General features: G+C 69.8%; 20 protein-coding genes. 13 read left to right on the forward strand and 7 right to left on the reverse strand.

Features of this window, described 5'->3' with window-relative positions:
* Nucleotides 1-11: 11 nt before the first annotated feature.
* Together AB0C19_RS16650 and AB0C19_RS16655 are read right to left on the reverse strand one after the other, a co-directional pair.
* Entirely contained in the window at nucleotides 12-644 is a 633-nt protein-coding gene (locus AB0C19_RS16650; protein WP_357185604.1) for a SipW-dependent-type signal peptide-containing protein, read from the reverse strand.
* A gap of 9 nt (nucleotides 645-653) precedes the next feature.
* Complete coding sequence (locus AB0C19_RS16655; RefSeq protein ID WP_357185607.1) at nucleotides 654-1289, reverse strand: SipW-dependent-type signal peptide-containing protein; 636 nt, start codon at nucleotides 1287-1289, stop codon at nucleotides 654-656.
* 213 nt (nucleotides 1290-1502) lie between these two features.
* Here AB0C19_RS16655 and AB0C19_RS16660 point away from each other — a divergent pair, with 213 nt between their 5' ends.
* The 8 genes from AB0C19_RS16660 (at nucleotide 1503) to AB0C19_RS16695 (ending at nucleotide 12780) form a co-directional block, all read left to right on the forward strand.
* A complete protein-coding gene (locus AB0C19_RS16660) occupies nucleotides 1503-2180 on the forward strand; it encodes a hypothetical protein (RefSeq protein WP_357185610.1) in 678 nt (225 codons plus the stop codon).
* Nucleotides 2181-2356: 176 nt separating this feature from the next.
* The gene (locus AB0C19_RS16665) at nucleotides 2357-3175 is read left to right on the forward strand and encodes a basic amino acid ABC transporter substrate-binding protein (RefSeq protein WP_357185613.1); all 819 of its coding nucleotides are present in this window, start codon (nucleotides 2357-2359) and stop codon (nucleotides 3173-3175) included.
* A gap of 93 nt (nucleotides 3176-3268) precedes the next feature.
* Nucleotides 3269-4063 carry an amino acid ABC transporter permease gene (locus tag AB0C19_RS16670; protein WP_091406922.1) on the forward strand — a complete coding sequence of 265 codons (795 nt, stop codon included), beginning with the start codon at nucleotides 3269-3271 and terminating at the stop codon, nucleotides 4061-4063.
* 4 nt (nucleotides 4064-4067) lie between these two features.
* Complete coding sequence (locus AB0C19_RS16675; protein ID WP_357185618.1) at nucleotides 4068-4907, forward strand: amino acid ABC transporter ATP-binding protein; 840 nt, start codon at nucleotides 4068-4070, stop codon at nucleotides 4905-4907.
* Nucleotides 4908-5259: 352 nt separating this feature from the next.
* Nucleotides 5260-6264 carry a multicopper oxidase domain-containing protein gene (locus AB0C19_RS16680; RefSeq protein WP_357185621.1) on the forward strand — a complete coding sequence of 335 codons (1005 nt, stop codon included), beginning with the start codon at nucleotides 5260-5262 and terminating at the stop codon, nucleotides 6262-6264.
* Between the two features lie 23 nt (nucleotides 6265-6287).
* Complete coding sequence (locus AB0C19_RS16685; RefSeq protein ID WP_357185624.1) at nucleotides 6288-10232, forward strand: ThuA domain-containing protein; 3945 nt, start codon at nucleotides 6288-6290, stop codon at nucleotides 10230-10232.
* 8 nt (nucleotides 10233-10240) lie between these two features.
* Complete coding sequence (locus AB0C19_RS16690; protein WP_357185627.1) at nucleotides 10241-11770, forward strand: plastocyanin/azurin family copper-binding protein; 1530 nt, start codon at nucleotides 10241-10243, stop codon at nucleotides 11768-11770.
* A 32-nt stretch (nucleotides 11771-11802) separates the two neighbouring features.
* Nucleotides 11803-12780, forward strand: a complete 978-nt coding sequence (locus AB0C19_RS16695; protein WP_357185630.1) for a hypothetical protein — start codon at nucleotides 11803-11805, stop codon at nucleotides 12778-12780.
* A 72-nt stretch (nucleotides 12781-12852) separates the two neighbouring features.
* On the opposite strand, the gene AB0C19_RS16700 is transcribed toward AB0C19_RS16695, so the two are convergent.
* Both AB0C19_RS16700 and AB0C19_RS16705 read right to left on the reverse strand, forming a co-directional pair.
* Complete coding sequence (locus tag AB0C19_RS16700) at nucleotides 12853-13989, reverse strand: DUF1996 domain-containing protein (protein ID WP_357185632.1); 1137 nt, start codon at nucleotides 13987-13989, stop codon at nucleotides 12853-12855.
* A gap of 231 nt (nucleotides 13990-14220) precedes the next feature.
* Nucleotides 14221-14757, reverse strand: coding sequence for a hypothetical protein (locus AB0C19_RS16705; RefSeq protein WP_357185636.1), 537 nt, complete (start codon nucleotides 14755-14757; stop codon nucleotides 14221-14223).
* 214 nt (nucleotides 14758-14971) lie between these two features.
* Here AB0C19_RS16705 and AB0C19_RS16710 point away from each other — a divergent pair, with 214 nt between their 5' ends.
* From AB0C19_RS16710 to AB0C19_RS16720, 3 genes are all read left to right on the forward strand, one after another.
* Entirely contained in the window at nucleotides 14972-16222 is a 1251-nt protein-coding gene (locus tag AB0C19_RS16710; protein WP_357185639.1) for an Ig-like domain-containing protein, read from the forward strand.
* Nucleotides 16223-16280: 58 nt separating this feature from the next.
* Nucleotides 16281-16733 (forward strand): hypothetical protein, encoded by a 453-nt coding sequence (locus tag AB0C19_RS16715; protein WP_357185642.1) that lies wholly within the window; start codon nucleotides 16281-16283, stop codon nucleotides 16731-16733.
* A gap of 111 nt (nucleotides 16734-16844) precedes the next feature.
* Complete coding sequence (locus AB0C19_RS16720; RefSeq protein WP_357185644.1) at nucleotides 16845-17228, forward strand: MerR family transcriptional regulator; 384 nt, start codon at nucleotides 16845-16847, stop codon at nucleotides 17226-17228.
* Nucleotides 17229-17314: 86 nt separating this feature from the next.
* On the opposite strand, the gene AB0C19_RS16725 is transcribed toward AB0C19_RS16720, so the two are convergent.
* Complete coding sequence (locus AB0C19_RS16725; RefSeq protein ID WP_357185647.1) at nucleotides 17315-18424, reverse strand: ROK family protein; 1110 nt, start codon at nucleotides 18422-18424, stop codon at nucleotides 17315-17317.
* 41 nt (nucleotides 18425-18465) lie between these two features.
* On the opposite strand from AB0C19_RS16725, the gene AB0C19_RS16730 reads away from it, so the two are divergent.
* Nucleotides 18466-19686 (forward strand): MFS transporter, encoded by a 1221-nt coding sequence (locus AB0C19_RS16730; protein ID WP_357185650.1) that lies wholly within the window; start codon nucleotides 18466-18468, stop codon nucleotides 19684-19686.
* A gap of 61 nt (nucleotides 19687-19747) precedes the next feature.
* On the opposite strand, the gene AB0C19_RS16735 is transcribed toward AB0C19_RS16730, so the two are convergent.
* Together AB0C19_RS16735 and AB0C19_RS16740 are read right to left on the reverse strand one after the other, a co-directional pair.
* On the reverse strand, nucleotides 19748-21076 hold the full coding sequence (locus tag AB0C19_RS16735; RefSeq protein ID WP_357185653.1) for an alpha/beta fold hydrolase: 1329 nt from the start codon (nucleotides 21074-21076) through the stop codon (nucleotides 19748-19750).
* An 86-nt stretch (nucleotides 21077-21162) separates the two neighbouring features.
* A complete protein-coding gene (locus AB0C19_RS16740) occupies nucleotides 21163-22539 on the reverse strand; it encodes a serine hydrolase domain-containing protein (RefSeq protein ID WP_357185656.1) in 1377 nt (458 codons plus the stop codon).
* A 236-nt stretch (nucleotides 22540-22775) separates the two neighbouring features.
* On the opposite strand from AB0C19_RS16740, the gene AB0C19_RS16745 reads away from it, so the two are divergent.
* Nucleotides 22776-24152: an FAD-dependent oxidoreductase gene (locus tag AB0C19_RS16745; protein WP_357185659.1), complete on the forward strand. Its 1377-nt coding sequence runs from the start codon at nucleotides 22776-22778 to the stop codon at nucleotides 24150-24152.
* Nucleotides 24153-24177 lie beyond the last annotated feature (25 nt).

Raw genomic sequence — 24177 nt, forward strand, 5'->3', positions numbered from 1 at the left:
CTGCAGATCCTTTACGTAGACGTGGCAGTGAATACCCAGGTGACGATCCCGGTCGTGCCCTGGTACGCGTTGCTGGCGCCGGCCTGGACCCGGACCTCGAAGCAGAACCGCAGCTGCGGCGTCGCGCCGCTCGGCACGGTGATGGGGGACGAGACCGGCGAGCCGGGAACCGCGGTGATGGCGGAGTATCCGGGCCCGACGATCCAGGTGGGTGAACCGGAGAAGGCGGCGGCGGCACACGTGGTGCTGGTGGTGGCGGTCCGCACCGCCCGGTACTCGAGCGCGGGCAACAGGGCGCCGGAGTTGTTCGACGAACTCGTCAGCGCGACAGTGCCCCCGACATTCGTCGTCGAGGTCGTCCGGATGTCCATGAAGGCGTAGAACGACACCGAGGGGGACATCGCCGTCGCGTTGAACGCCAGCGCCGCGGCGTTCGCCACCGGGGTATGGCTGGCCCAGGTACTGGAGGCGGTCTGCGATTCGGTGCCGAAGACGCTCGCGCCGAACGACCCGGTGCCGTACTCGCTGTCGGTCCACGCGGCGAGCGTGGACGTCGTCCCCAGGCCGAGAACGAGGGCGCCAGCGAGTACGGCACGGGTCCGGCGAAGCCGTGGTGTTCCGGCCGGCGTCCGACGGTTGACCACGGCCACCACCTAGACGGACTCGGCCAGGAGCTGCCAGGTTTCCGTGACCGACGTGCCCTGCACCAGAGTGCCCCCCGCCGTGACGACGAAGCAGAGGTTCACCGCGGCGCCCGGAGTCGTGGGAGGGGTGCCCTGCGTCAGGTTGAACGGCACCGCGCCGGCCACCGAGTTGAGCGGAGTGCCCTGCGCCACGATCCAGGTCGGGGTGGTGGGTGTCGCGCTGCAGTCGGCGAAGGCCGGGACGGTCGCGATCCCGTAGGTGAGGCCGACGAAGGCGGGTGGAGCGGGGGTCGCTGACGCCACAGTGACTGTCGCGTCGTACGTCGTGGCGGCGGTCAGGCGGACGGCGAACGGTGCCGCGACCACGTCACCGGGGCTGATGTCGTCGAAGCCGGTGCTGAAGGTCAACGCTGCCGCCGTGCCGGCGGTGTTGTGCTCGGCGTAGGTGGTGCCGTTGGTGCTGCCCTCCATGCTGAAGGTGCCCGCCGTGAACGTGCCGGTGGCGTACTCCGAGTCGTTCCAGGCGGCGAGGGTGATCGTGGCACCGAGGCCGAGGACGATTCCTCCGGCCAGGATGGCTTTCAGCTTGCGGCGGCGGCCTCGACTGCTCGGTTTCTCCACTGCCGTCCCTGTCGGTTCATTCAATGTGTCCTCCTCGGTGCTACGCGGGTGGTTGTCGTGGGCCGGTGCCAGCGGCGCAAGGATCACAATAAGCACCAGACCCTGACAAAAAGCCCAAAGCACTCAAGTCGTCACAGGAGGGCCCATGCGGGCAGCGGGCCCGCCGGTCGGCACTATCGACGGACGTCACGGGGCCGGTTAATCTTTGGCCCCACACCATCGATGTGAGGAGATGCGATGGCGCGCCGTACCGGCCGACCCTCCTACCAGCTGGACAAGGCCGACGTGCGCCGCCAGCGAACAGTGCGCTCGGTAGCCGTCGCGGGGGTGATCGCACTGGTCACCGCGCTGCTCGGTGGGTTGATCGGCTACCAGTTGGGCCGTCCGGACGCCACCGAGGCGACCATCGCGAGCATCAAGCAGGACGAGGCGAAGCGGGACGCTCAGCAGATCGTGGAGCTGATCGAGACGGCCCGGCGGGTCCGCGACCAGGTCGCCCCGGTACTGACCGCCATCAAGACGGAGACGACCGGCGGACGTGCGCCGGATCCGGCGAAGGCACGCCAGTGGCAGGAGGCCATGCGCCAGGCGGCCGAGCCGTTCGCCGACCCGCCGTCGGGGACCACCGCCACCAACGTGGCGCGCGGAGGATTGCGCGGAGCTGTCCAGCAGGCGTCGCTGGCCGTCGACGCCTACGCTCTGGCGGCCGGCGTTCCGGCCGCGCAACGGGCGGCCCTGCTGGACGTCACCGCGCGGCAGGCGGCCGAGGCCGCGACGATCTGGTCGGTCGCGGCGACCCAGCTCGATCAGATCAGCGTCGATTCCGGCCAGGGCCATCAGCACGTGTTCCTGGACACAGACCCCCACGAAGGGGCCCTCACCCCGGACGGGGCGGCCGAGGGAACCGGTGGCTGAGGCACTTTGCGGGGCAAGTGTCGGGTTTGCCGGCGGAGGTGGCCGGGCGGGGTCGACCGAGCGGTCACGGTGTGATCTGGGGGCGACGCGCCGAATCGGGTACGGTCGCTTATCGCAAAGTCTATGAACCAGATTGGCTTTCTGTGCAAGGGAAGCCGAATCGGAGGGACACAGCCGTGAGGTTCCCCAGTGCCGTCCGTCAGGCCGGCCTCGTCGTGGCCGTCGCCGCCCTCGCGCTGACCGCCGGTTGCGCGAAGAAGGACGACAGCGAGGTCCAGGCGAGCGGCGTCAAGCTGGTCGCGGCGGGCAAGCTGACCGTCTGCACCCACCTGCCGTACCCGCCGTTCCAGTCCAAGGACGCCAGCGGCAAGGTGACCGGCTTCGACGTCGAGATCATGGACCTGGTCGCCAAGGAGCTCGGCGTCGAGCAGACGATCATCGACACCCCGTTCGAGGGGATCAAGTCCGGCCAGGACCTCAACACCGGCAAGTGCGACGCGGCAGCCGCCGGCATGACCATCACCGAGGAGCGGCGGAAGGTCGTCGACTTCTCCGACCCCTACTTCGACGCCACGCAGGCGATGCTGGTGAAGACCGGCAAGACGTACAAGTCGCTCGACGACCTCAAGGGCAAGAACCTCGGCGTCCAGGCGGCCACCACGGGTCGTGACTACGCCAAGAAGCTCGAGGCGGAGAAGGGCCTGAAGCTCGTCGAGTTCGAGGACCTCGCCGCCCTCCAGCAGGCGGTCGCCAACGGCCAGGTCGAGGCCGGCATCAACGACCTGCCGGTCTGGACCGAGTACCTGAAGAAGAACCCGGGCGGGTTCGAGGTGGCCGCCGAGTTCGACACCGGCGAGCAGTACGGCTTCCCCGTGAAGAAGGACGCCAACCCGGAGTTGCTCAAGAAGATCAACGAGGTGCTGGCCAAGGCCAAGCAGGACGGCACGTACAACACGATCTACGAGAAGTGGATCGGTAAGCAGCCGAGCGCCTGAGCCGCGTAGCGGCCGAGCGCCGCGTAGTACCGGAGGGCGCGCGTCCCGCGCGCCCTCCGACGTCGGTAACCTCCGGGAAGGCAACGAGCGAACGTGAAGCTGCGACGCCGCCAGCGGGAGCGGCTGTCCCTCGGGCTCCAGTACCTGGTCTTCATCGCCATCATCGCCACGGTGCTCGTCGCCGCGGACTGGGACAGGCTGGCCGACGCGTTCTTCCGCGTCGACATCATCAAGTCGATGTTCCCGACGATCATCACCGTCGCGCTGCGCAACACCATCCTCTACACGCTGGGCGCGTTCGCCTTCGGCCTCGTGTTCGGCACCATCCTGGCGCTGATGCGCCTGTCCCGGGTGGCGCCGTACCGCTGGGTGGCGACGGCGTACATCGAGCTGTTCCGGGGTCTGCCCGCGCTGCTGGTGCTCTTCCTGGTCGGGTACGGCATCCCCATCGCCTTTCCGGAGCGCGAGATTCCGGGCGGAGTGTTCGGTTCGATAGCGATCGGCCTCGGGTTGACCGCCGCGGCGTACATGGCGGAGACGATCCGGGCCGGCATCCAGGCCGTGCCGAAGGGGCAGATGGAGGCGGCGCGGACCCTCGGCATGTCGCACTTCACCGCCATGCGGACGATCGTCATCCCGCAGGCGTTCCGGATCGTGATCCCGCCGCTGACGAACGAGCTCATCCTGCTCACCAAGGACTCGTCGTTGGCCTACGTGCTCGGGGTGACGGCGCAGACGATCGAGATCACCAAGTTCGGTCGGGACATGCTCAACGACCGGGTGAACGCGACCCCGCTGCTGGTGGCCGGCCTCGCCTACCTGGTGATCACCCTGCCGCTGTCGCAGGTGGTACGACGCCTCGAACTCCGCTACGCCAAGGCCCGGTGACCCGATGACGACCACGCCTTCCCGCCCCGCCGTGGAGATCCGCGACCTGCACAAGTCCTTCGGGCCGCTCAAGGTGCTCAAGGGCATCGACTTCGAGGTCGGCCAGGGTGAGGTGGTCTGCGTCATCGGGCCGTCCGGCTCCGGCAAGTCGACCCTGCTGCGCTGCGTCGACCTGCTGGAGGAGCCGACCGCCGGCAAGATCTGGGTGAACGGGGTCGAGATGACCGACCCGGACGTCGAGATCGACGCGGTCCGCCGCGGCATCGGCATGGTGTTCCAGTCATTCAACCTGTTTCCGCACCTGACCGTTCTGAACAACCTCACCATCGCTCAGCGCCGGGTGCTCCGGCGAGGTCGGGCCGAGGCCGAGCGGATCGCGCGGGCCAACCTGGAGCGCGTCGGGCTGACCGACAAGGCCGACGCCTTCCCGGCGCAGCTCTCCGGTGGGCAGCAGCAGCGGGCGGCGATCGCCCGGTCGCTGTCGATGGAGCCGAAGCTGATGCTGTTCGACGAGCCGACCTCCGCGCTCGATCCGGAACTCGTCGGCGACGTGCTCACCGTCATGCGCAAGCTGGCCGAGGACGGCATGACGATGATGGTGGTCACCCACGAGATGGCGTTCGCCCGCGATGTCGCCGACCGGGTCGTCTTCGTGGACGGTGGTGTGGTGGTCGAGCAGGGGCCGCCGCAGGAGGTGCTGGGCGCGCCGAAGCACGAACGGACCCGCGCGTTCCTCTCCCGGGTCCTCGACCCGACCCGCGTCGCGCAGGTCGGTCAGCCGGACCAGGCGCCCGAGCCGCCGGACACCCCCGGCGTGCCGGTGGACGACCGCCACAACCTCTGACGACGGTTCTCGTACGTCCTTCCCGCCGGGTTGCCTCATCGATGGCAGCCCGGCGTCCATCTGTGCGCTGCTCGGTCGTGGGCAGCGGCGTCCGCCCGCTACCGGTCAGGTCGACGGGCTCGGTGTCAGCTTCATGTCAATCGACTGACGTCGTGATGTCAAGGTAATCTTTTTGCAATCAGACCTGTACTTTCGTCGATGGATTACATAAGTTGCTGTCATCCATCGAAAGTTCTGAGTCTTCCGAGCAAAGCCCGCGACGAGCCTCACCCTCAGTCGTGCCACCGCCCGTGCTCGGCGGTCAATGCACCCTGCCCTCGTCGCGTCTTCGCCCGGTCGGGAACGGAGACCCATGGACGATCACGCTGGTGGCCCTCAGCGCCACCTGTCCCGCAGATCGCTGATCGCCACCGGCGCGCTCGCCGCCGGGGCGTTGGGCGCGTCCGCCCCAACGATCGGCACCGCGTTCGGCGGCAGCCCCGCCCGGGCCGCCGCCGGTGTCACCAAGAAGATCACCATCTACGCCGAGCAGTTGCCCGGCAACCTGTTCGGGTACGGCCTGGCGCCCGGTCAGGCCACCGTTCCGGGCCCGATCCTGGAAATGTACGAGGGTGACACGCTGGAGATCACCCTGGTCAACACCACCAACCAGCGGCTGTCCATCCATCCGCACGGGGTGGACTACAGCACCGACTCCGACGGCAGCCCGTTCAACGCCTCGTTCAACAATCCGGGTGAGACGCGGACGTACGTCTGGCGCTCGCACGAGATGGTGGCCGCGGCGGGTCGGCGGTACATGCCGGGCAGTGCCGGCTACTGGCACTACCACGATCACGCGATGGGCACCGACCACGGCACCGGCGGTGTCGCGAAAGGACTGTACGGCGCGCTGATCGTCAGACGGCGTGGCGACATCCTGCCGTCGAAGCAGTTCACTGCCGTGTTCCACGACATGATGATCAACAACAAGATGGCTCCGGCGACCCCGATGTTCGAGGCGAACCTGGGCGAGCGCGTCGAGTGGATCGCCATCGGCCACGGCAACCTGTTCCACACCTTCCACCTGCACGCGCACCGCTGGGCGGACAACCGCACCGGGATGTTGGAGGGGCCGAGCGACCCGAGCCTGGTGGTCGACAACAAGGACCTCAACCCCGGCAGCTCGTTCGGTTTCCAGGTGCTGGCCGGGGAGGGCGTCGGACCCGGCGCGTGGATGTACCACTGCCACGTGCAGACGCACTCCGACGGCGGCATGGCCGGGATCTTCCTGGTGCGCAACGCCGACGGCAGCATGCCGCCGGGCGCCGAAGAGGCGATCCACCGGTTCCAGGGCCACACCCACACGCACGGAAGCTGACCGAACCGAAAGTGGGGACGGGCATGACCAGAAAACTACGACGAACCCTTGCCGCGGTAGCGGCCTTGGCGACACTGCTCCCGGCGACGACGACGGCGGCGGCCGCTGCCGCACCACGAACGGCGGCCGCCCCGCAGGCGGCGCAGCCGCAGCAGACCGCGGTCCTGGTGTTCCACGGCCCGGTGGCCGAACAACAGGACCCGGTCGCACGCGCGGTGGACACCATCAAACAGCTTGGTGCCGTTCATGACATCGATGTCACGGCCACCACGGACCCGGGCGCCTTCACAGCGGCCGGGCTGTCCGCGTACCGAAGCGTGGTCTTTCTCTCCGCGACGGGCGCCGCGCTGAACCGCGACCAGGAGTCGGCGCTGCAGAACTACGTCAAGGCCGGCGGCGGTTTCGTCGGCATCGCCGACGCCGCCCGCGCCCAGGTCGACTCCACCTGGTTCACCGGGCTGATCGGCACCCGCCCGGCCGGCGCCATCCCGGTCGCCGAGCCGGTGGCCAAGGTGACCGCCAGCGGCGAGAACCCGCCCAACGAGACCAAGGAGAAGCTGACCGACGGCGACGCCAACACGAAATGGCTGGTCCGCACCCCGACCGCCTGGGTGGCGTACGAGTTGAGCGCACCAAAGAAGATCACCGGGTACGCGCTCACGTCGGCCAACGACTCCTCCGGTCGGGACCCGAAGGACTGGACCCTGCAGGGCTCCACTGACGGCCAGAGCTGGACCGACCTGGACCGCCGCATCGGGCAGACCTTCCCGGACCGGTACCAGACCCGGCGGTTCGACATCGCCGCGCCGCAGGAGTTCACGCGCTACCGGCTCAACGTCACAGCCAACAGCGGTGAACCGCTGGTCCAACTCGCCGACCTGCGCCTGTTCACCGGCAGCACCACCGCCCCGGAGCCGCCCGCTGTGAACCGCGCTGTGGTGAACATCCTGGACCGCAAGCACCCGGCCACCGCGTCGCTGCCGATGACGCTCACCCGCTCCGACCGCTGGGAGAACTGGGACCCGAACCCCATCGGCACCGTGCACACTCTCGCCCAGGTCGAGGAGCGGCACTACAACCCGGGGGCGGCCGCCAACGGCGCCTTCCACCCGGTGTCCTGGTGCCGGGACTACGACGGCGGCCGGTCGTTCTACACCGGCATGGGCCACACCGAGGGCAGCTACGGCGAGGAGGCGTTCCGCACGCACCTCGCTGGCGCCCTCAACTGGACCACCGGTCGGGTACGCGGCGACTGCCAGGCCACCATCGCCGCGAACTACAAGGTGGAGCGACTCACCGCAGCCAACCAGACCGGGCAACTGGACCAGATCGGCGAGCCGCACGGGCTCACCATCGCGCCGGACGGCACCGTCTTCTACGTCGGCAAGGCGGCCTGCCCGAGCGGTCCGATCGCGGACTGGAACAACCCGAAGGTCGGCCTGGGCTGCGGCACCATCCACTCCTTTGACCCGCGAACCAAGCAGGTCAAGCTGCTTACCACCCTGGAGGTGATGGGCAACCGGGGCAGCGGCTCCGAGTTGGTCAAGAACGAGGAGGGCCTGCTCGGCATCGTGCCCGATCCCGCGTTCGCCGAGAATGGCTGGCTCTACGTCTACTGGATGCCACACGACTCGGTCGACCGGGTGAAGCGGGTCGGTCAGCGGACCGTCTCGCGGTTCACCTACGACCGGCAGGCGCAGACCGTCGACCAGGCGACCCGCAAGGACCTGTTGCAGTTCCCGGTGCAGATCCACAGCTGCTGCCACGCTGGCGGCGGCATGGCGTTCGACGCCAAGGGCAACCTCTACGTCGGCTCCGGCGACAACAACTCCTCGGAGGGGTCGCAGGGCTACGCCGGCAACAACTGGACCCAGGAGTACGAGGGCATCTCGTTCCAGGACGCCCGCCGCACGTCGGGTAACACGAACGACCTCGCCGGCAAGATCATCCGGATCCACCCGGAGCCGGACGGCACGTACACCATCCCGGAGGGCAACCTGTTCCCACCGGGCACCGAGAGGACCCGGCCGGAGATCTACGTGATGGGCGTACGCAACATCGCCCGCCTCCAGATCGACCCTGTGCACCAGTGGCTGACCGCCGGCTGGGTCGGCCCGGACGCCTCGTCGCCCAGCCCCACGCTGGGCCCGGCGAAGTACGAGACGGCCACCATCATCACCTCCGCCGGCAACCAGGGCTGGCCGTACTGCATGGGCAACCGGCAGCCGTACCGTGACCGCAGCAACACCGACGCGACAGTGCTGACCGGCTGGTACGACTGCGACAACCTGAAGAACACCTCGCCGCGCAACACCGGACTGGAGGACATCCCGGCGGCCCGGGACAACATGATCTGGTACTCGCCCGACGGTGGCGGCCCGGTGTTCCCGAAGCGGACCGACGGCAGCGGCCTGCCGACCTACGTGGCGGCCGACGCCACCTACACGCAGCCGTACCTGCGCGGCGGCGGGCAGGCCATCATGTCCGGCCCGACGTACCACCGGAACCTCGTCGACACCACCAGCGGCGTGGCGTGGCCCGAGCACTGGGACGGCAAGTGGTTCATCGGCGACCAGTCGAACGCCGCCAACCGGGTCGCTGTCACAGTCGACCCGGCCGGCGTGCCGCAGGCCGCCCCACCGGTGTACGCCGAGTCGCTGCGGGCCATCATCCCCGGTGGCAACGGCGACAACCGCCTGCAGAGCTGGATGGACGCGAAGTTCGGCCCGGACGGCGCGCTCTACCTGCTCGACTACGGCGGCGGCTTCTTCAGCCTGCACGCGAACCAGAAGCTGATCCGGGTCACCTACACCGGCGGAGCGCCCACACCGGCGCCGGCGGCGACCTCGGTCGCAGTGCAGAACAAGCCGCTGACCATTGCCTTCACCGGTTCCCGCTCCGGCGGCGTCAGCCACCGGTGGGAGTTCGGCGACGGCGCGACGTCGACCGAGGCGGACCCCCGGCACACGTACGCCACCGTCGGCACCTACACCGCGAAGCTCACCGTCACGTACGCCGACGGTCAGACGGCGACGGTGCAGACCACTGTGACTGTGGGCTGTGCGGTGCCCGACGACCGGTCGACGGTGTGGCTCGGCGACACCGACACCGGGGTGCCCAGTCGCACTGTCGGGCAGGGCTGCACGGCCAACGACCTGATCGACGACGAGAGCACCTGGGCCGACCACAACGGGTTCGTCAGGCACGTCACAGCGGTCGCCCGCGCGTTGCAGGACGACGACCTGCTCAGCACCCGCGAAGTGGGCACCCTCACCCGCCTGGCCGCCGCGTCGGAGATCGGCCGGGACGGGCACACCGGGTACGAGCCGCTCTTCGACGGCACCACCGAGTCGCTGCGCGGTTGGCAGCAGGCGCCGTCGGGACAGTTCGCCGTCCAGCCGGACGGGTCGCTGCGCTCCAGCGGCGGCCTGGGCATGCTCTGGCACACCAAGGAGCTGGGTGACTTCTCGCTGAAGTTGCAGTTCCGGGACATCGCGCCAGGCACCGGCCGGGCCAACACCGGAGTCTTCATCCGGTTCCCGGACCTGCGAACACCCCTCGACCAGCGGCCACCGGACAGCTGCGGCACTGTCGGGTCGGCCCGGACCTCGGCGGCCTGGATGGCGATCTACTGCGGACACGAGATCCAGATCTACGACGGTGACACCGGTGAGCCGCAGAAGACCGGCTCGGTCTACAACTTCGACCCGGTGCCGCTGGCCCAGGCCGGCGTGACGCCGAAGAACGAGTGGAACGACTACGAGATCCGCGCCGTCGGGCAGCACTACACGATGATCCGCAACGGCGTGGTGATCAACGAGTTCGACAACACGCCCGGCAAGCAGTCGTCGCGAGCCGGCGACCCGCCGACCGACCTACGGCAGTTCCTGCGCGGCTTCATCGGCCTACAGAACCACGGTGACAACGACCTGACCGAGTTCCGCAACATCCGCGCGCGGGACCTCTAGGAGTGACGATGACCCGACGACTGACGGCCGCGCTGGCGGCGCTCCTGCTCACGGTGATCCCGTTGGCAGTGGCGCCCGCCTCCGCCGCCCCGCGCGTCGCCGCCGACCAGGTGTTGACCTGGACCGCCGACGACAGCATCACCCAGTACAAGTCCGCGCCCACCACGGCGGTGGCCGGAGCGACAACGATCATCTGGGAGAACAGCGCGGCCACCGGCAACACCACCGGGATGCCGCACACGCTGACCTTCGACACCAGCACCGAGGGCTACAACCACGACGTCACACTCAACATCCTGGCCAGCCCGTTCGACGCCAACGACGGCCGCCACCAGGCGACAGTGACGCTGACGCCGGGCCGGTACCGGTACTTCTGCTCGATCCCCGGCCACAGCTCGATGGTCGGTGAGCTGGTGGTCACCGACGGCGGTGGCGGTGGCGACACCACAGCGCCGACAGTGACCGCCGCGGTCTCCGGCGACCAGGACCAGGACGGCAACTACCTCGGCGCGGCCACCGTGACAGTGACGGCCACCGACGCCGACTCGGGAGTGCAGACCGTCGAGTACCAGGTCGACGACACCAGCTTCCTGCCGTACACCGAGCCGGTGCCTGTGACAGCGATAGGCGACCACGCCGTGCAGTTCCGCGCTACCGACCAGGCCGGCAACACCAGCGCCGTCGGCTCGGTGGCGTTCCGGATCGTCGAGCCGGGGGAGGACGACACCACAGCGCCGGTGGTCGCGATCGCGCTGGCCGGCGACCGCGACGGCGACGGCAACTACATCGGTACGGCCACCGCCACGTTGACCGCCACCGACAGCGGATCCGGCGTCGCCACCATCGAGTACGCCCTGGACGGGGCGGCCTTCACCGCGTACACGAACCCGATCGTGGTGAACGCGGCCGGGATGCACATGCTGCACTACCGGGCCACCGACGTCGCCGGGAACACGTCGGCGGAGCAGATGTCCCACTTCACAGTCGTCGAGCCGCAGGCCGAGGACACGACTCCACCCACTGTCGCCGCCGCTGTGGCCGGTGACCGCAACGACGACGGTGGGTACGTCGGCGGCGCGACAGTCACCGTCACGGCCACCGACGCCGAGTCCGGCGTGGCGAAGATCGAGTACGCGCTCGACACCGGGGCCTGGACGGCGTACACCGCCCCGGTCGCCGTCCGCGCACCCGGCGCGCACACACTGCGGTATCGGGCCACCGACACGGCGGGGAACTCCTCCACCGAGCAGTCGACGTCGTTCACGGTGGTGGTCGACGGCACCGACCGCTGCCCGGACTCGGACACCCGGGCCACCGTGATCATCGACGGCGGGGACACCGGTGTGGGCAACGTGGACACCGGCGACGGCTGCACCATCAACGATCTGATCGACGAACACGCCGACTACCCCGGCCACGCCGAATTCGTCCGACACGTCGAAGCGGTCACCGCCGCGCTCGTGACCGGCGGCACGCTCGACCGGCGGCAGCAGGGCGCCATCGTCCGGGCCGCGGCCCGATCGGACGTCGGCGCATGAGTCCTCGAACCTCACCGACAGGGAGTACCACGATGCCCGGACGTACCGTCGCCAAGCTCGCCACCGTGAGCGCCGTCATCGCGGCCTCGGTGCTGGCCGTGGCGCCCACCGCACACGCCGACCTGGTCACCCACTGCATCGGCACCGGCGGCGCGGTGACAGTGCCCAACGACCTGCTCGTGCCCGCCGGCGAGTCCTGCGCGCTCACCGGCACCACGATCACCGGCAACGTCACCGTCGCGGCCGGCGGCAATCTGGTGGTGACCGGTGGCCGGGTCAGCGGCGAGGTGCGCGTGTCCGCGGACGGCTACCTCGATGCCACCAACACCACGGTCGACGGCCAGGTGGTGCTGGCCGCGGGCGGATACGGCATCTTCCTCTCCAACGCCCAGACCGGCAACGTGACAGTGCGACCGAAGGGCAGCGCGACCATCGACAGCTTCCTGTTCGCCGAGGAGTCGACGGTCGCCGGGACCGTCACCGTCGGCGCCGGTGAGGTCCGGCTCGACGGTGGCACCCAGGTGCAGCGCAACCTCAGCAGCACCGGCACCTACTACACCGATCTGCACGACTCGTTCGTGGACGGCACGCTGTCGGTGCTCAACAGCGCCACAGGCAGTGTCGTGTGCGGCAGCGCGGTGCGCGGCAAGGCCACGTTCGCCGGCAACCTGGGCGGCGTGCAGGTGGGCCCGAACGGCACGCTCGACAGCTGCGCCTCCGGTGGCTATTGGGGCGGGGACGTGAGCATCACCAGCACCACCGGCGGCGTCACCGTCGACGACAACATCATCAACGGCCAGTTGACGGTGACCGACAACAACCCGGTCGCCCAGGTGGCCGCCAACAACCGAATCCGTGGCGGGGTGACCGGCGACCAGGCGGCCACGACCACCAACCGGTCGGCCCGGGTGGCCGGCCCGGATCGGGAGGACGCCGGCGACCAGCGCGCCGAGGTCCGCCGTACCTCGGCGGTGCAGGAGGCCACCGAGGCGGGCGCCGCCCGGCTCTAGTTGATCGACGCTACGGCGGCCGGTCACCCCCGCGTTTCGGGGTGACCGGCCGCCGCCGTCGTGCCGCGTGGACTAGAAGTTACCTGCCGAGTTGCACTTCACGCCCTGGTCGAGGCAGTTGCGCACCCGTGCGGCGAGCGCCTCGTCCTTCCACGCGTTGAAGAAGTCCGCGTGCATCGAGAACGAGGTGCCGGACGCGAGCGTGATGCCGTCCGTGTTCGCGCTCAACGGGTACGAGATCACGAAGGACACCGACGGAACGGGCACCGGGTGGCTCTTGGGGCAGGCCCCGGTGTGGTCCCCGTTGGCCATGTGCGCCTTGTGGTCGGGGCTGTCCAGGTGCTTGCCGTCCCAGCAGTCCGGGAAGGTGATCTGTCGGACGATGTTCGCGGTCTTGGCGCAGACCGGGAACGTCTTGTCGGCGCTGCGGCCGATCTCGCCGCCGATGCCGGCGCACCAGAAATGGTTGCCCTGCTTGTCGGGGGTGTCGACCTGGTTCTTGGCGTTACCGGTGATCATTCGCAGGCCGAACGGGAAGGGCTGGGTCTTGCTCGGGTCCTTCAGGCGGGAACCGTAGTAGACGGTCACCTCCTTCGGGTCCACGACCTTGCCGTTCTGGTACATCGTCGGCACCCAGTAGGCGGACTGGTCGTCCGGCGAGTTGCAGGTGGTCGCCTTGGACGCCCGCAGCGATTCGGCTGTCGAGTTGGCATCGGTCGACTTGTTGCCCCAGAACGTGTGGTTGTGCGAGCCGCCCACCAGCTTCGGCAGCACGATCGGGTCGTCGCTGTTGTGGTGGCTGGTCGTACAGCCGACGTTGAATTCGGGCACCTTGACGGGGTTGCCGGTCACCGGCTTGGGCTTACGCGCGAAGAACGCCTTCGTCGCGGCGGCCTGCGCGGCGGCGTCGATGGTGATCCAGCCTCCGGATGCGGTGGGCGGGGCGGCGCTGGTCGCCGGCGTTCCCGGCTTGCCCGGCGCGGACGGGGTGGCCGAGGTGCCCGGGGCGCTCGGCGTGGCCGACGGGTCGCCCGGCGTAGTGGCCGCCGGCGCGTCCGGGCCGGGCAAGCCGATGCCGGTGTCGCTGGACGGGCCGGACGCGCCGGGCGTGCCCGGCGCCTCCTTGCATCCGCCGGCGAGCGCCACGCTCAGCAGCAGCAGCGCGGTGACTGAACGGCGGCGTCGAGGGGTGGATCGGAGATTTATCAACGGGGGCGCACCTTTCTTCCGAGCACGAAGAATACGAGTCGGCCCCCTGCTCGTTTCCCACTGAAACGATTAATTCTCCCTTAAATAGCGCTCAGCGATTGCCTGGTCAGCTCTGCGGAGCCGCCGCGATGTCGACTCAATCTCAATTCTTTGATTTTCCTCTAAAAACCGTAATCGACGGCTGCGGCGGCACTCTGCTTCTCTGCTGGGTCCCCGCGACCGCCGTCCTGCTCAACACTTGTCCCGTGCCTTGCGCAGGAAGGTCTCCCGGGACACGACAGTCGTCGAGTCCTGTCCGCGCGGCGCCAGCACCTGGTCCGGGCCGATCCGTGGGAGGTCCGCGAGGGTGAAGTCCACCGGGATGGAGTCACGGCGGCTTGACCCCACGACGGTGTAGGTGACCCCGGGCCGGAATTCGGTGAGCGGCTCGACGTCCGGATCGATGCCCGCCTCGGCCGCTGGGGTACCGACAACGCCGGCGACCTCCCAGCCCTCCGGCGGCTGACCCAACAGGGTGACCTCCACGATCTCGCTCGCGGGCGGGCCGTCGATGCTCCACCTGATCAGGGTTCGTTTGCCCGGTTCACCCTGATGGTTGTTCTCGAATACCGCGAGGCGCGCAACCCTGTCCTCGCAGGTGACCAGGACGCCGACCGGCTGGCCGTCCTGGACGGCGAGGGCGAGGATCGGCTCATCCGGTGGGGTGCAGGCCGTCAGGAGAAGAAGGGGAAGCGGGAGCAGAATCCATTGACGTCGTCTTCCGCGCATGTCGGCCAGCATTCCACGGCGGCATCACGCTTCGATGCCCCGAGGATCACGAAAGGGAAGCGCAACCGACGGACCGGACCGCGTACCGCGTCCGAACGCTCCCACCTTCGTTGCGTGATTTCCGGAAACAGCACAGGGCGCCGTCGGCGCGGAGAGAATTGCCGCCACGGAGCACGCGGAAGCCGGGGGACGTTCGATGGGTTTACGAAGGCGTATGGCGCTCGTTGCGGTGACCGTCGCGGCGACACCGCTGGTCCTCGGTGGGTGCACCACCGAGCGAAAGGCCGCCGTGCGTCCCGCCGAGCAGGTGGTGCCCTCGCCCGAACTGACCCTCACGCCCGCCGATCTCTCCCGGGACGTGCCGCTCAGCGCCGAGGTGGCTCCGCTCGTCACGGGCGGGAAGATCACCGCCGTGCGCATCGTCGACGACACCGGCGCGCTGGTCCGGGCGGAGCCACGCGAGGACGGCTCGGCCTGGGTGCCGAGCGCTCCGTTGCGCCCGCAGCAGACCTACACCGTGGCGGTGACGGCCACCGGCGACTCCGGGCGGACGACCACCCGCACCACCACCTTCACCACCGCGGCGGCGTCGACGAAGCCGCAGGTCAGCAGCACCCTGTACTTCGCCGACAAGCAGACGTACGGCACCGCGATGCCGGTGACCATCGGTTTCGATCCGCCCATCGCCAGGGCGGCCCGCGCCGACGTGCAGCGTCGGCTGTTCGTCACCACGAACCCACCGCAGCCGGGTGCCTGGTCCTGGGTGGACGACGGCAGCCAGGTCTACTACCGGGCTCCCGACTTATGGCGGCCCGGCACGACCATCAGTGTCCGGGCTGGCCTGGCGGGGCTGCCGATCGGCAAGAACCACGTCGGTGACGCCGACCGCACCGCGACGTCCCGGATCGGACGGCAGGTGGCGCTCGAAGTCGACAACGCCACCAAGCAGATGCGCGTGCTGCGCGACGGCAAGCTGATCCGCAGGATCCCGGTCAGCCTGGGCAAGCGCAGTACCCCCACGTCCAGCGGCAAGATGGTGATCATGGAGAAGCACCAGTACACCACGTTCGACACGCGCGGCGAGCCGAACGGCGGCTACGTGGTGAACGTCGAGGACGCGCAACGGCTCACCTGGGGCGGCGAGTTCATCCACGGGGCACCCTGGTCGGTGTCGGATCAGGGACACCGCAACGTCTCGCACGGCTGCACGAACATCTCGGCGGCCAACGCCGACTGGTTGATGGGCGTCACCCGGGTCGGTGACCTGGTCACCTTCACCGGCACCGAGGTCCGGCTCCAGTCGGGCAACGGCTGGACGGCCTGGAACACCAGTTGGGGCCAGTTCGTCAAGGGCAGCGCGCTACCCGTACCCGCTGATCTGCGACCGGCCCCGGCGAAGGCGCCGCCCGCCCGTGCGGTCGCCGGTGACGTGCCGACGCCGGGGCCGTCCGCCTCCGAAGGCTGAACCACCGGGCGCCCGGGCGGGCTCTCGCCGCTGGCCCGGCAGTCCTACCCTCCGGGTCATGACGTACGAGCCGATAATGGTTCCCGGCCCGAGGCCCAACCGGACGCTTCGTACGGTCCTGATCGTCGTCGGCGCCCTCCTGGCGTTGTGCTGCGTGGTTGGCACCTGCGTCGGCGTATGGCTCTACCGCTCGGTCAAGGACACCGTCGAACCGGTCCGGGCGGCGGCGACGGCCTACCTCGACGACGTGCAGGCGGGCAACTACGCGGGCGCGTACGGGCGGCTGTGCGACCGGGTGCGCGACACCATGCCGCAGGAGGACTTCGCCCGGATCCAGGGCGCGCAATTGAAGATCAGCAGTTACGAGATCACCGGCGTGAACGTCAACAACTACAACGGGCGGGTCACCGGGACCGTCCAGGTCGAGGCGGTCCAGGCGGCCACCGGTGCGAGGTTCACGCAGGGGGTGGCGCTGGTCAAGGAAGACGGCGACTGGCGGGTCTGCCAGTGAGTCACAGCGCCGTCGCCGCAGGGAAGTCGGTATGCGAGCTACGGTAAAACCTGACGTGCACGTGAGGGAGAAGGCTGTGTGGCTGGCGTCACCAGCCTGGGGGAGGGGTCCATGCGGATCGGGGAACTCGCCACGAAGACCGGGGTGTCGGTACGAGCCCTGCGCTACTACGAGGAGCAGGGCCTCCTTTCGGCCGCACGGAGCAGTGGCGGCCAGCGCCACTACCTCGACGACGCGGTCGACCGGGTGTATCTGATCCAGATGCTGTACGCCGCCGGCCTGTCCAGCCGAACCATCCTGGATCTGCTGCCCTGTGTCGACGCGAAGGTCAACACACCGCAGTCGCGGGCCATGCTGCGCGCCGAACGCGACCGCATCGATCGGCAGATCACCCAACTCCGGCAGGCGCGCAAGCGGCTCGACGAGGTCATCGCGCTCAGCGAGAGCCCGGCCAGCGGTTGTACTCGAACGCACACCGACGCCGTGGTGGCGTAGCGACGCGGCGAGCCCCCGTCGCCGGCATCTGACCTCGCGGCGATCGGTGGCAGCTCAGCAGGGCGTCGCTCGGCGTGTCGAGCTGCTCAGCTGCCACCGATCAAGGAATGGGCCAGCTCCGGGATGCCGTAGTGCTGGTCGAGGACCTGCATGGCGGCGCCCGCGGCGATCACGTCCGCGCCGAGGGTGGACAGGGCCACAGTGGTGCTGAGCCAGTCCGCGCGCCGGGTGTCCGCCCCGACGGCCTCGGTGACCGCCGCGAGATAGGTCTGCGGGTGTCGGAGGAGGTCCGCGCCCGCCAGCACCACGTGGGCGAGGTCGAGGGTCTGGAGCAGGTTGACGACGCCGACGGCCAGCACGCGGGCGGCGTGGGCGATGTCGCCGGCCTCGGCGGCCCGGTGGTGCACGATCTCCAGGCACCCGTGCCGGCCGCAGACGCAGCGCGGCCCGGTCAGGTCGACGACCGTGTGGCCGAACTCGCCCGCGTTGGTGTGCGCCCCCCGGTGGGCCGCGCCGCCCAGCCAGAAGCCTCCGCCGATGCCGGACTCGACCATGATGAGGGCCGCGTCGCCGAACGTCGCGCCGTGCCGCCAGGCCTCCGCGGTGATCCCCGCGGTGACGTCCTTGTCCAGGTGGACGGGGAGGCCGAGGTGTTTCTCGGCGATCTCGCGCAGCGGTACGTCGTGCCAGTGCCGCAGGCCGTGGGCGTCCCGGACCAGGCCGTTGGCGTGGTCGAGTGGGCCGATCATGCCGATGCCCAGACCGGTGAGCCGGCCCCGCAGGTCGCCGGTGCCGGCCATCGTGTCGACGCCGGCGCTCAGGGCGTCGAGGAGCTGCTCCGGGGTGAAGTCGCGGGGCAGTGGCCTGACCGCCGAGTGGTGCACGGTGCCGGCCAGGTCGACCAGGACGAGCCGCAGCGTGCGTCGGGCCACGTGGGCGCCGATCGCGTACCGGCTGTCCGGGACGAGTTCGTAGACGACAGCGGGCTTGCCGATGCCCGGACGCCGGACGCCGGCGGGGCGGATCAGGCCGTCAGCGGTCAGCCGGGCGATGACCTTGGAGACCGCCTGTGGCGTCAGGCCGGTGGCCTGAACCACCGTCGAGCGCTCGAACGTGCGAGCAGTGCGCCCCACCGCCATGACCAGTGCCTGGTTGTAGCCGCGGAGGAAGGTGACATCGGCAGTGACGCGAGTCATCTCACCACCCTATTACGCAACGCTGTTGCTAAATTTTTTCGGTGATCGAGTTGAGTAGAGGTCGACGGTTGGCGGCGCTGGCCGCCCTGGCACTGGGCGGCGTCGCTGTCGGCCTTACCGAGTTCGTGGCGATGGGGCTGCTGCCCGACATCGCCCGTGGTCTGCTTCCGCACGAGTACGCGCAGTCGTCGTCGGACGCCGTCGCCCGAGCGGGCTGGATGATCACCGCCTACGCGCTCGGCGTGGTCGTCGGCGCGCCGCTGATCGCCGCGTTGAGCGCGCGCCTGCCCCGCAAGAAGCTCGTCCTCGGGCTGCTCGTGCTGTTCGCCGTCGGCACTGTCGCGTCCGCGCTCGCTCCCACCTTCGAGCTGGTGCTGGTGGCCCGGTTCGCGGCGGCGCTGCCGCACGGCGCGTACTTCGGTGCGGCCGGTCTGCTCGCGGCGACCCTGATGGGCCCCGGCAACGAGGCCCGTGGTTTCGCCACGGTGCTCGGCGGTCTGACAGTGAGCAACCTGGTTGGCGTTCCCCTCATCACGCGGCTCGGGCAGGCTGTCGACTGGCGGGTCGCGTACCTGGTCATCGCCGGCTTCTTCGTGCTCACCCTGCTGGCGGTGCTGGCGGTCGTTCCGGAGGTCGCCGCGGCGGTCGACGGCTCGCCGGCCGCCGAGTTGCGGGCGCTGCGGACCTCGCAGGTCTGGCTGGTCGCCGCGACCGGCGCGGTGGGTTTCGCCGGGTTCTTCGCGGTGAACACCTACATCGCTCCGGTCACCACCGACGTCACCGGCCTCTCCGCCGCGACGGTGCCGTGGACGTTGGTCGCTGTGGGCCTCGGCATGACCGTCGGCAACGCCCTGGGCGGCTGGCTGGCGGACCGCGACCTCCAGCGGAGCATGGTCATCGGCTTCGTGGCGATGATCGTGAGTATCGCCGTGTTCAGCCTCGTGGCGTCGACCCGCGTCGGCCTGTTCGTCGGCGCGTTCCTGGTCGGTGCGACCAGCCTGTATCTCGGTCCGGTCCTGCAGGCACGACTGATCACCGTCGCCCCGGGGGCACAACTGATGGGTGCGGCGGTCAACCAGTCGGCCATGAACATCGCGAACAGCCTGGGCGCCGCGCTCGGCAGCGTCGCCATCGCCGCCGGATTCGGCTACCTCGCGCCGGCCCGGGTGGGCGTCGTTCTGGCGGTGGTCGGGTTGATCCTGGGGCTGGTCAGCTTCGCCGTCGGGCGACGAGTGCGCGAGCGGGTCCCGGCCACCGTCTGACGAGTGCGGGGTCCCGGCCACCGTCTCGACCTGAGGTGGCCGGGCCGTCCGCGAGACGCGGTCAGAAGTCGTCCACGCTGACCGTCACCCGGTCGGTGCTCGATCTCCAGTTGGGCACGTTGATCACCTCGTGGCCGCCGCCGCGCTGGCCCACGGTGATCCGTACCAGGCCGAGGTGTGCCGGTGTCGCCGGGATGAAGACGTCCATGCCGGTGATGAAGGTCTGGCTGAAGAACTCCGGCAACGGGGCCGTCAGGTCGGTGACGCCGTCGCTGCCGTCGTCGAAGGCGAAGATGCCGATCGTCCGCTTGGCGCGGGGCGCGTTCGCCGCGTTCAGGACATCCCTGCCGTTGATCCACAGGTGGTCGCCGGCGTCGCCCTGGTCGCCCCACCACTCCTTCTGCCGTTGGATGGTGAGCGCCGTGTGCCGGTCGCTGGTCTCGACCAGGCCGCTGAGGCCCTCGCCCGGCTCGCTGGTCGCCAGGCGCACGAACGAATCCGAGCGGAGGAACGGCTGGAAGTAGAAGTGGTGCGTCGCGGCGCCCGGGCGCACGATGGCGAACTCGTAGCGGGCCGTGGCGAGCACCGGGAGGGGCCCGAACGAGCCGTCGCCGCCGAGCGACAGCCGGTGTGCGGGCCGGTGTGACAGTCGGCCGCCGGTCAGCGGGCTGACCAGGTAGACCTCGACTGTCGCACCGGTGACACCGACGTTGCTCGGAAAGAGCACGGCGCGGCCGGAGACCCGGGCGGTGCCGAAGAGTTGCGCAACGATCCGCGTCGTGTGGGGCGCGCGGCCCCGGAGGAAGCCGAAGATCTCGGTGAACGACTCCGCCGAGGACACGGTCTGGGTGTGCGACTGGTTCGGCAGGTGCACGTTTGTCGCGCCGACGACGGTGCGGGCCGGGTCACCCTCGCCCCAGATGGCGAGGGTGGGCACACCACCCGGCGGGGAGGTCGCGGTGCGCCCGTCCAGGTTGACGTAGTGCGCGACCCGGCCGGCACGCTCCGGCGAGCTGTTGAGATAGCCCTGTGAGACGAAGGTGCCCAGCGAGTGCGCGACGAGGTCGACCCGGTCCGCGCCGGTGGCCGCCAGCAGGCGGGAGATCCGTGCGTCGAGTCCCGCGTAAACCTGGGGCAGGATCGTCGCGATGCTCGGGGAGTCGTACTCGTGGGCTTCGATGATGTCGATCGGGTACCCGTTGCTGGCCAGCCGTTTGGCCTGGGTCTCGAACTGCGCGGCCGATCCCGCGCTGCCGTGTACGAAGATCACTGGACGGTACGTCGGTGGGGCGGCGGCTTCGGCGGCGCGTGGAACGGCGACGGCGGACAGGCTGGCCGCGAGGGCGACCCCGGCCAGCACGGAGAGCAGGCTCCGGCGAGATGTGTGCATCGATCCTCCACCAGGACGGACGAAGTATTTGCACTACTAGCGCAAGTATCGTGTCAGGGTGGGGCGTGATGGTCCACACCCTCCGGTCAGTTGACCTTTGTGGCGAGCAGGTCGCCGACAGCGGCGCGGACCGGGTCGGGGTTCGACCAGCTCCAGTTGGGGTGCGCGCGGTTGGTGAGCAGCGCCAGGACGAGCTTGCGGTCGGGCGCGACCAGGAGCGAGGGGCCGGCGAATCCGGTGTGGCCGAAGGTCCGGGCGGAGGTGAGCTTCCCCATGAACCAGCTCTGGTTGAGCACGACGCCGAGGCCGTGCGCCGAGGTCCGGTTGGGGCGCTCGGGGTCGATGGCGGGTTTGCCGGCGTTGTGGTTGGTGAGCATCCGGCGCACCGTCGCCGCGGCGAGGATCCGCTCGCCCCGGTGGGCCCCCTCGTTGAGGAGTAGCTGACCGATGGCCGCCAGATCGGTCGCGGAGGCGAAGATGCCGGCGTGACCGGCGATGCCACCGAGGTGGTTGGCGACGTCGTCGTGGACGACGCCACGGAGCAGTCCCCGGGACGAGCGGGCGTCGGTGGCGACCAGTCGGCTGGCCTTCGCGGCGGCCGACAGCCAGCTGTTCGGGTTGAAGCCGGTGTCGCGTAGGCCGAGCGGGTCGGTCAGGTTGGTCTTGAGCGCCTGGTCGAGCCGCTGGCCGGTGACCTTCTCGACGATCTTGCCGGCGACCATGAGCCCGACGCTGGAATAGCGGAACGTCTTGCCCGGCACGGCGCCGGAGACCAGCGGCGTGCCGAGCACGGCGTTCCAGCGGGCCGCATTGTCGGGCAGGCCGGTGACAGTGGCGCCGACCGGGAGGCCGCTGGTGTGGGTGAGCAGCATCTCGACCGTGACCCGCTCCTTGCCAGTGCCGGTGAAGGCGGGCAGGTAGTCGCGCACCGGAGCGCCGAGGTCGACACGGCCCTTGTCGACCTGCTGCAACAGCAGGATGGCCGTGTACACCTTCGTGACCGAGGCGAGGTCGAAGATGGAGTCCCGGCGCATCGCGACGCGCTGGTTCGCCGCGAGCAGCTTCGGGCCTGCCGAATAACGCAGCGCCTCACCGACAGCGCTGTGCACCGTCACCTTCCCGCCGACCAGGACGAGAGCGACAGCACCGGGAAAACCCTTGTGTTGCAGGGTCTGTGAGGTCGCGGGCAGGTGTCGCCGGAGCAGGGCGGTCACGTCCTGCGCGTAGGGAGCCTGACGGACTGGTGGGTTGCCGCCGACCGGTGCGTCCGGTGCCCGCAGCGGCGGCCCTGCGTCTCCCGCCGGGCCAAATCCGGCCCGGCTGCCGGGGGCGCCCTTCCCGGTCGCCGCGTCGCCAGGGCCGGCCGAACCGGAGTTCGGCGCGCCGGTGGCACCGCAAGCGGTGAGGGCGGAGGTCGCGGCGGCCAGGCCGGCCCCGAGCAGAGTTCGGCGTGCAACGGGCATGCCGGAGATCGTGGCAGCCGGCCAGAGGACGCGCCACCTGACCCGTCCGAATGTCGGACCCGTCCGGCCCATCGGTCAACAGGTGGTCATCTGGCGGACACAGTGGGTTGCCGTTCAGGTGGTTGTGCGACGATCGGCGGGCAAAACGTCGAACGACCGTCCACCGGTCTGTCCGCGCACGGTCGCGGACAGTGACCGGGGAGGGCACACACCCCGTTACCCCCTTGGAGAGCACGATGTCCCTCTCCCCGTCCCGGGTCTTCGCAGAGCTGAATGCGGCTCGACCCCCTGACCAGCCGGCCCCGACCATGGGCACGGCCGTCGTGGTCGGCGGCAGTGTCGCCGGCCTACTGGCCGCCCGGGTGCTGTCCGACCACGCCGACACCGTCCTCATCATCGACCGGGACGACCCGCAGGTGACCGGCGCGCGGCCCGGCGTACCCCAGGGGACGCAGCTGCACGCGCTGCTGCCCGGCGGCCTCTTCCAGTTGGAGCGGCTGTTTCCCGGATTCCGCGACGAGGCACTGGCACGCGGAGCGGTCGAGGCGCCGCCCGCGGCCCGGCGCAACTACCTCGACGGGCGTCCGAAGGTCGTCGTTCCCGACGACGCCGACAGTCTGGCGGGCAGTCGGCCGCTGCTGGAGGGCCTGATCCGCCAGCAGGTGCTCCGACTGCCCAACGTCAAGACGATCACCGCCCGCGCCACCGGCCTCGTGTTCGAGGGCACCGCTGTCACCGGGGTCCACTGCGAGGTCGGTGGGGTGCCCGGTGTCGAACGCGCTGACCTCGTGGTGGACGCCATGGGACGGTCCAGCCGACTCTCGGACTGGCTGGAGCAGGCCGACTGGGACCGGCCCGTCACCCGGCGGATGACAGTGCACCTCAACTACGCGACAGCCCTGTTCCGCCGCCCGGAGGTCACCCCGGCCTCGACTGTCGTCCTGGCCCTGAACACGCCGAGGACGGCGATGGACGTGGCCGGGGCCGCGTTCTTCGCCATCGAGGACGGCCGGTGGATGGCCATGATGGCCGGTTACGGCAACGACCGTCCGGGGCGTACCGCTGACGACTTCGTCCGACGCCTGCGCGAGCAGTTCCCACCGGAGTTCGCCGAGGTCGCCGACCAGGAGATGATCGGCGACGTCCAGACCTACCACCATGCCGACAGTCGACGACGGGACTTCCACGCGCTCAAGCGGTTCCCGGCCGGCCTGATCAGCGTCGGTGACGCCGTCGCGTCGTTCAACCCGGTGTACGGGCAGGGCATGACGGCGGCGGCCCTGCACGCGGCCTGCCTGTCGACGTACCTTCGGTCCAATCCGGACCTGCGGGTGCCCGCGCGCCACTACCTCGCGCTCCAGAAGGTCGTGGTGGACGCCGCCTGGTCGCTCTCCACCTCGGCGGACCTGGCGTTGCCCCACGTCGACGGCCCCTACCCGCGCGGCTACCGCTTCTCCCGCTGGGCCAGCAGCCAGGTCATCGCCGCGACCATCACGGACGTGGCGACCGCGCGGCGGTTCAACGACGTCGTCTCCATGCGCGAACACCCGCACTCGCTGGCCCGCCCCGGCGTGCTCCTGGGCGCCCTGCGCGCCAACCGGCGCGCCCGCTGAGCGATTGACCCGGCGGCCTCCTCGC

It is taken from the genome of Micromonospora sp. NPDC048842 (genome assembly GCF_040649935.1).
GTDB lineage: Bacteria > Actinomycetota > Actinomycetes > Mycobacteriales > Micromonosporaceae > Micromonospora > Micromonospora hortensis.

Bases quoted from the DNA above. Each gene is read 5' to 3' on its own strand.
- AB0C19_RS16735 (WP_357185653.1), bottom strand. From the start codon at position 21,076: ATGCACACATCTCGCCGGAGCCTGCTCTCCGTGCTGGCCGGGGTCGCC.
- AB0C19_RS16710 (WP_357185639.1), top strand. From the start codon at position 14,972: ATGGCGCTCGTTGCGGTGACCGTCGCGGCGACACCGCTGGTCCTCGGT.
- AB0C19_RS16690 (WP_357185627.1), top strand. From the start codon at position 10,241: ATGACCCGACGACTGACGGCCGCGCTGGCGGCGCTCCTGCTCACGGTG.
- AB0C19_RS16715 (WP_357185642.1), top strand. From the start codon at position 16,281: ATGACGTACGAGCCGATAATGGTTCCCGGCCCGAGGCCCAACCGGACG.
- AB0C19_RS16675 (WP_357185618.1), top strand. From the start codon at position 4,068: ATGACGACCACGCCTTCCCGCCCCGCCGTGGAGATCCGCGACCTGCAC.
- AB0C19_RS16745 (WP_357185659.1), top strand. From the start codon at position 22,776: ATGTCCCTCTCCCCGTCCCGGGTCTTCGCAGAGCTGAATGCGGCTCGA.
- AB0C19_RS16705 (WP_357185636.1), bottom strand. From the start codon at position 14,757: ATGCGCGGAAGACGACGTCAATGGATTCTGCTCCCGCTTCCCCTTCTT.
- AB0C19_RS16725 (WP_357185647.1), bottom strand. From the start codon at position 18,424: ATGACTCGCGTCACTGCCGATGTCACCTTCCTCCGCGGCTACAACCAG.
- AB0C19_RS16680 (WP_357185621.1), top strand. From the start codon at position 5,260: ATGGACGATCACGCTGGTGGCCCTCAGCGCCACCTGTCCCGCAGATCG.
- AB0C19_RS16685 (WP_357185624.1), top strand. From the start codon at position 6,288: ATGACCAGAAAACTACGACGAACCCTTGCCGCGGTAGCGGCCTTGGCG.
- AB0C19_RS16740 (WP_357185656.1), bottom strand. From the start codon at position 22,539: ATGCCCGTTGCACGCCGAACTCTGCTCGGGGCCGGCCTGGCCGCCGCG.
- AB0C19_RS16695 (WP_357185630.1), top strand. From the start codon at position 11,803: ATGCCCGGACGTACCGTCGCCAAGCTCGCCACCGTGAGCGCCGTCATC.
- AB0C19_RS16660 (WP_357185610.1), top strand. From the start codon at position 1,503: ATGGCGCGCCGTACCGGCCGACCCTCCTACCAGCTGGACAAGGCCGAC.
- AB0C19_RS16720 (WP_357185644.1), top strand. From the start codon at position 16,845: ATGCGGATCGGGGAACTCGCCACGAAGACCGGGGTGTCGGTACGAGCC.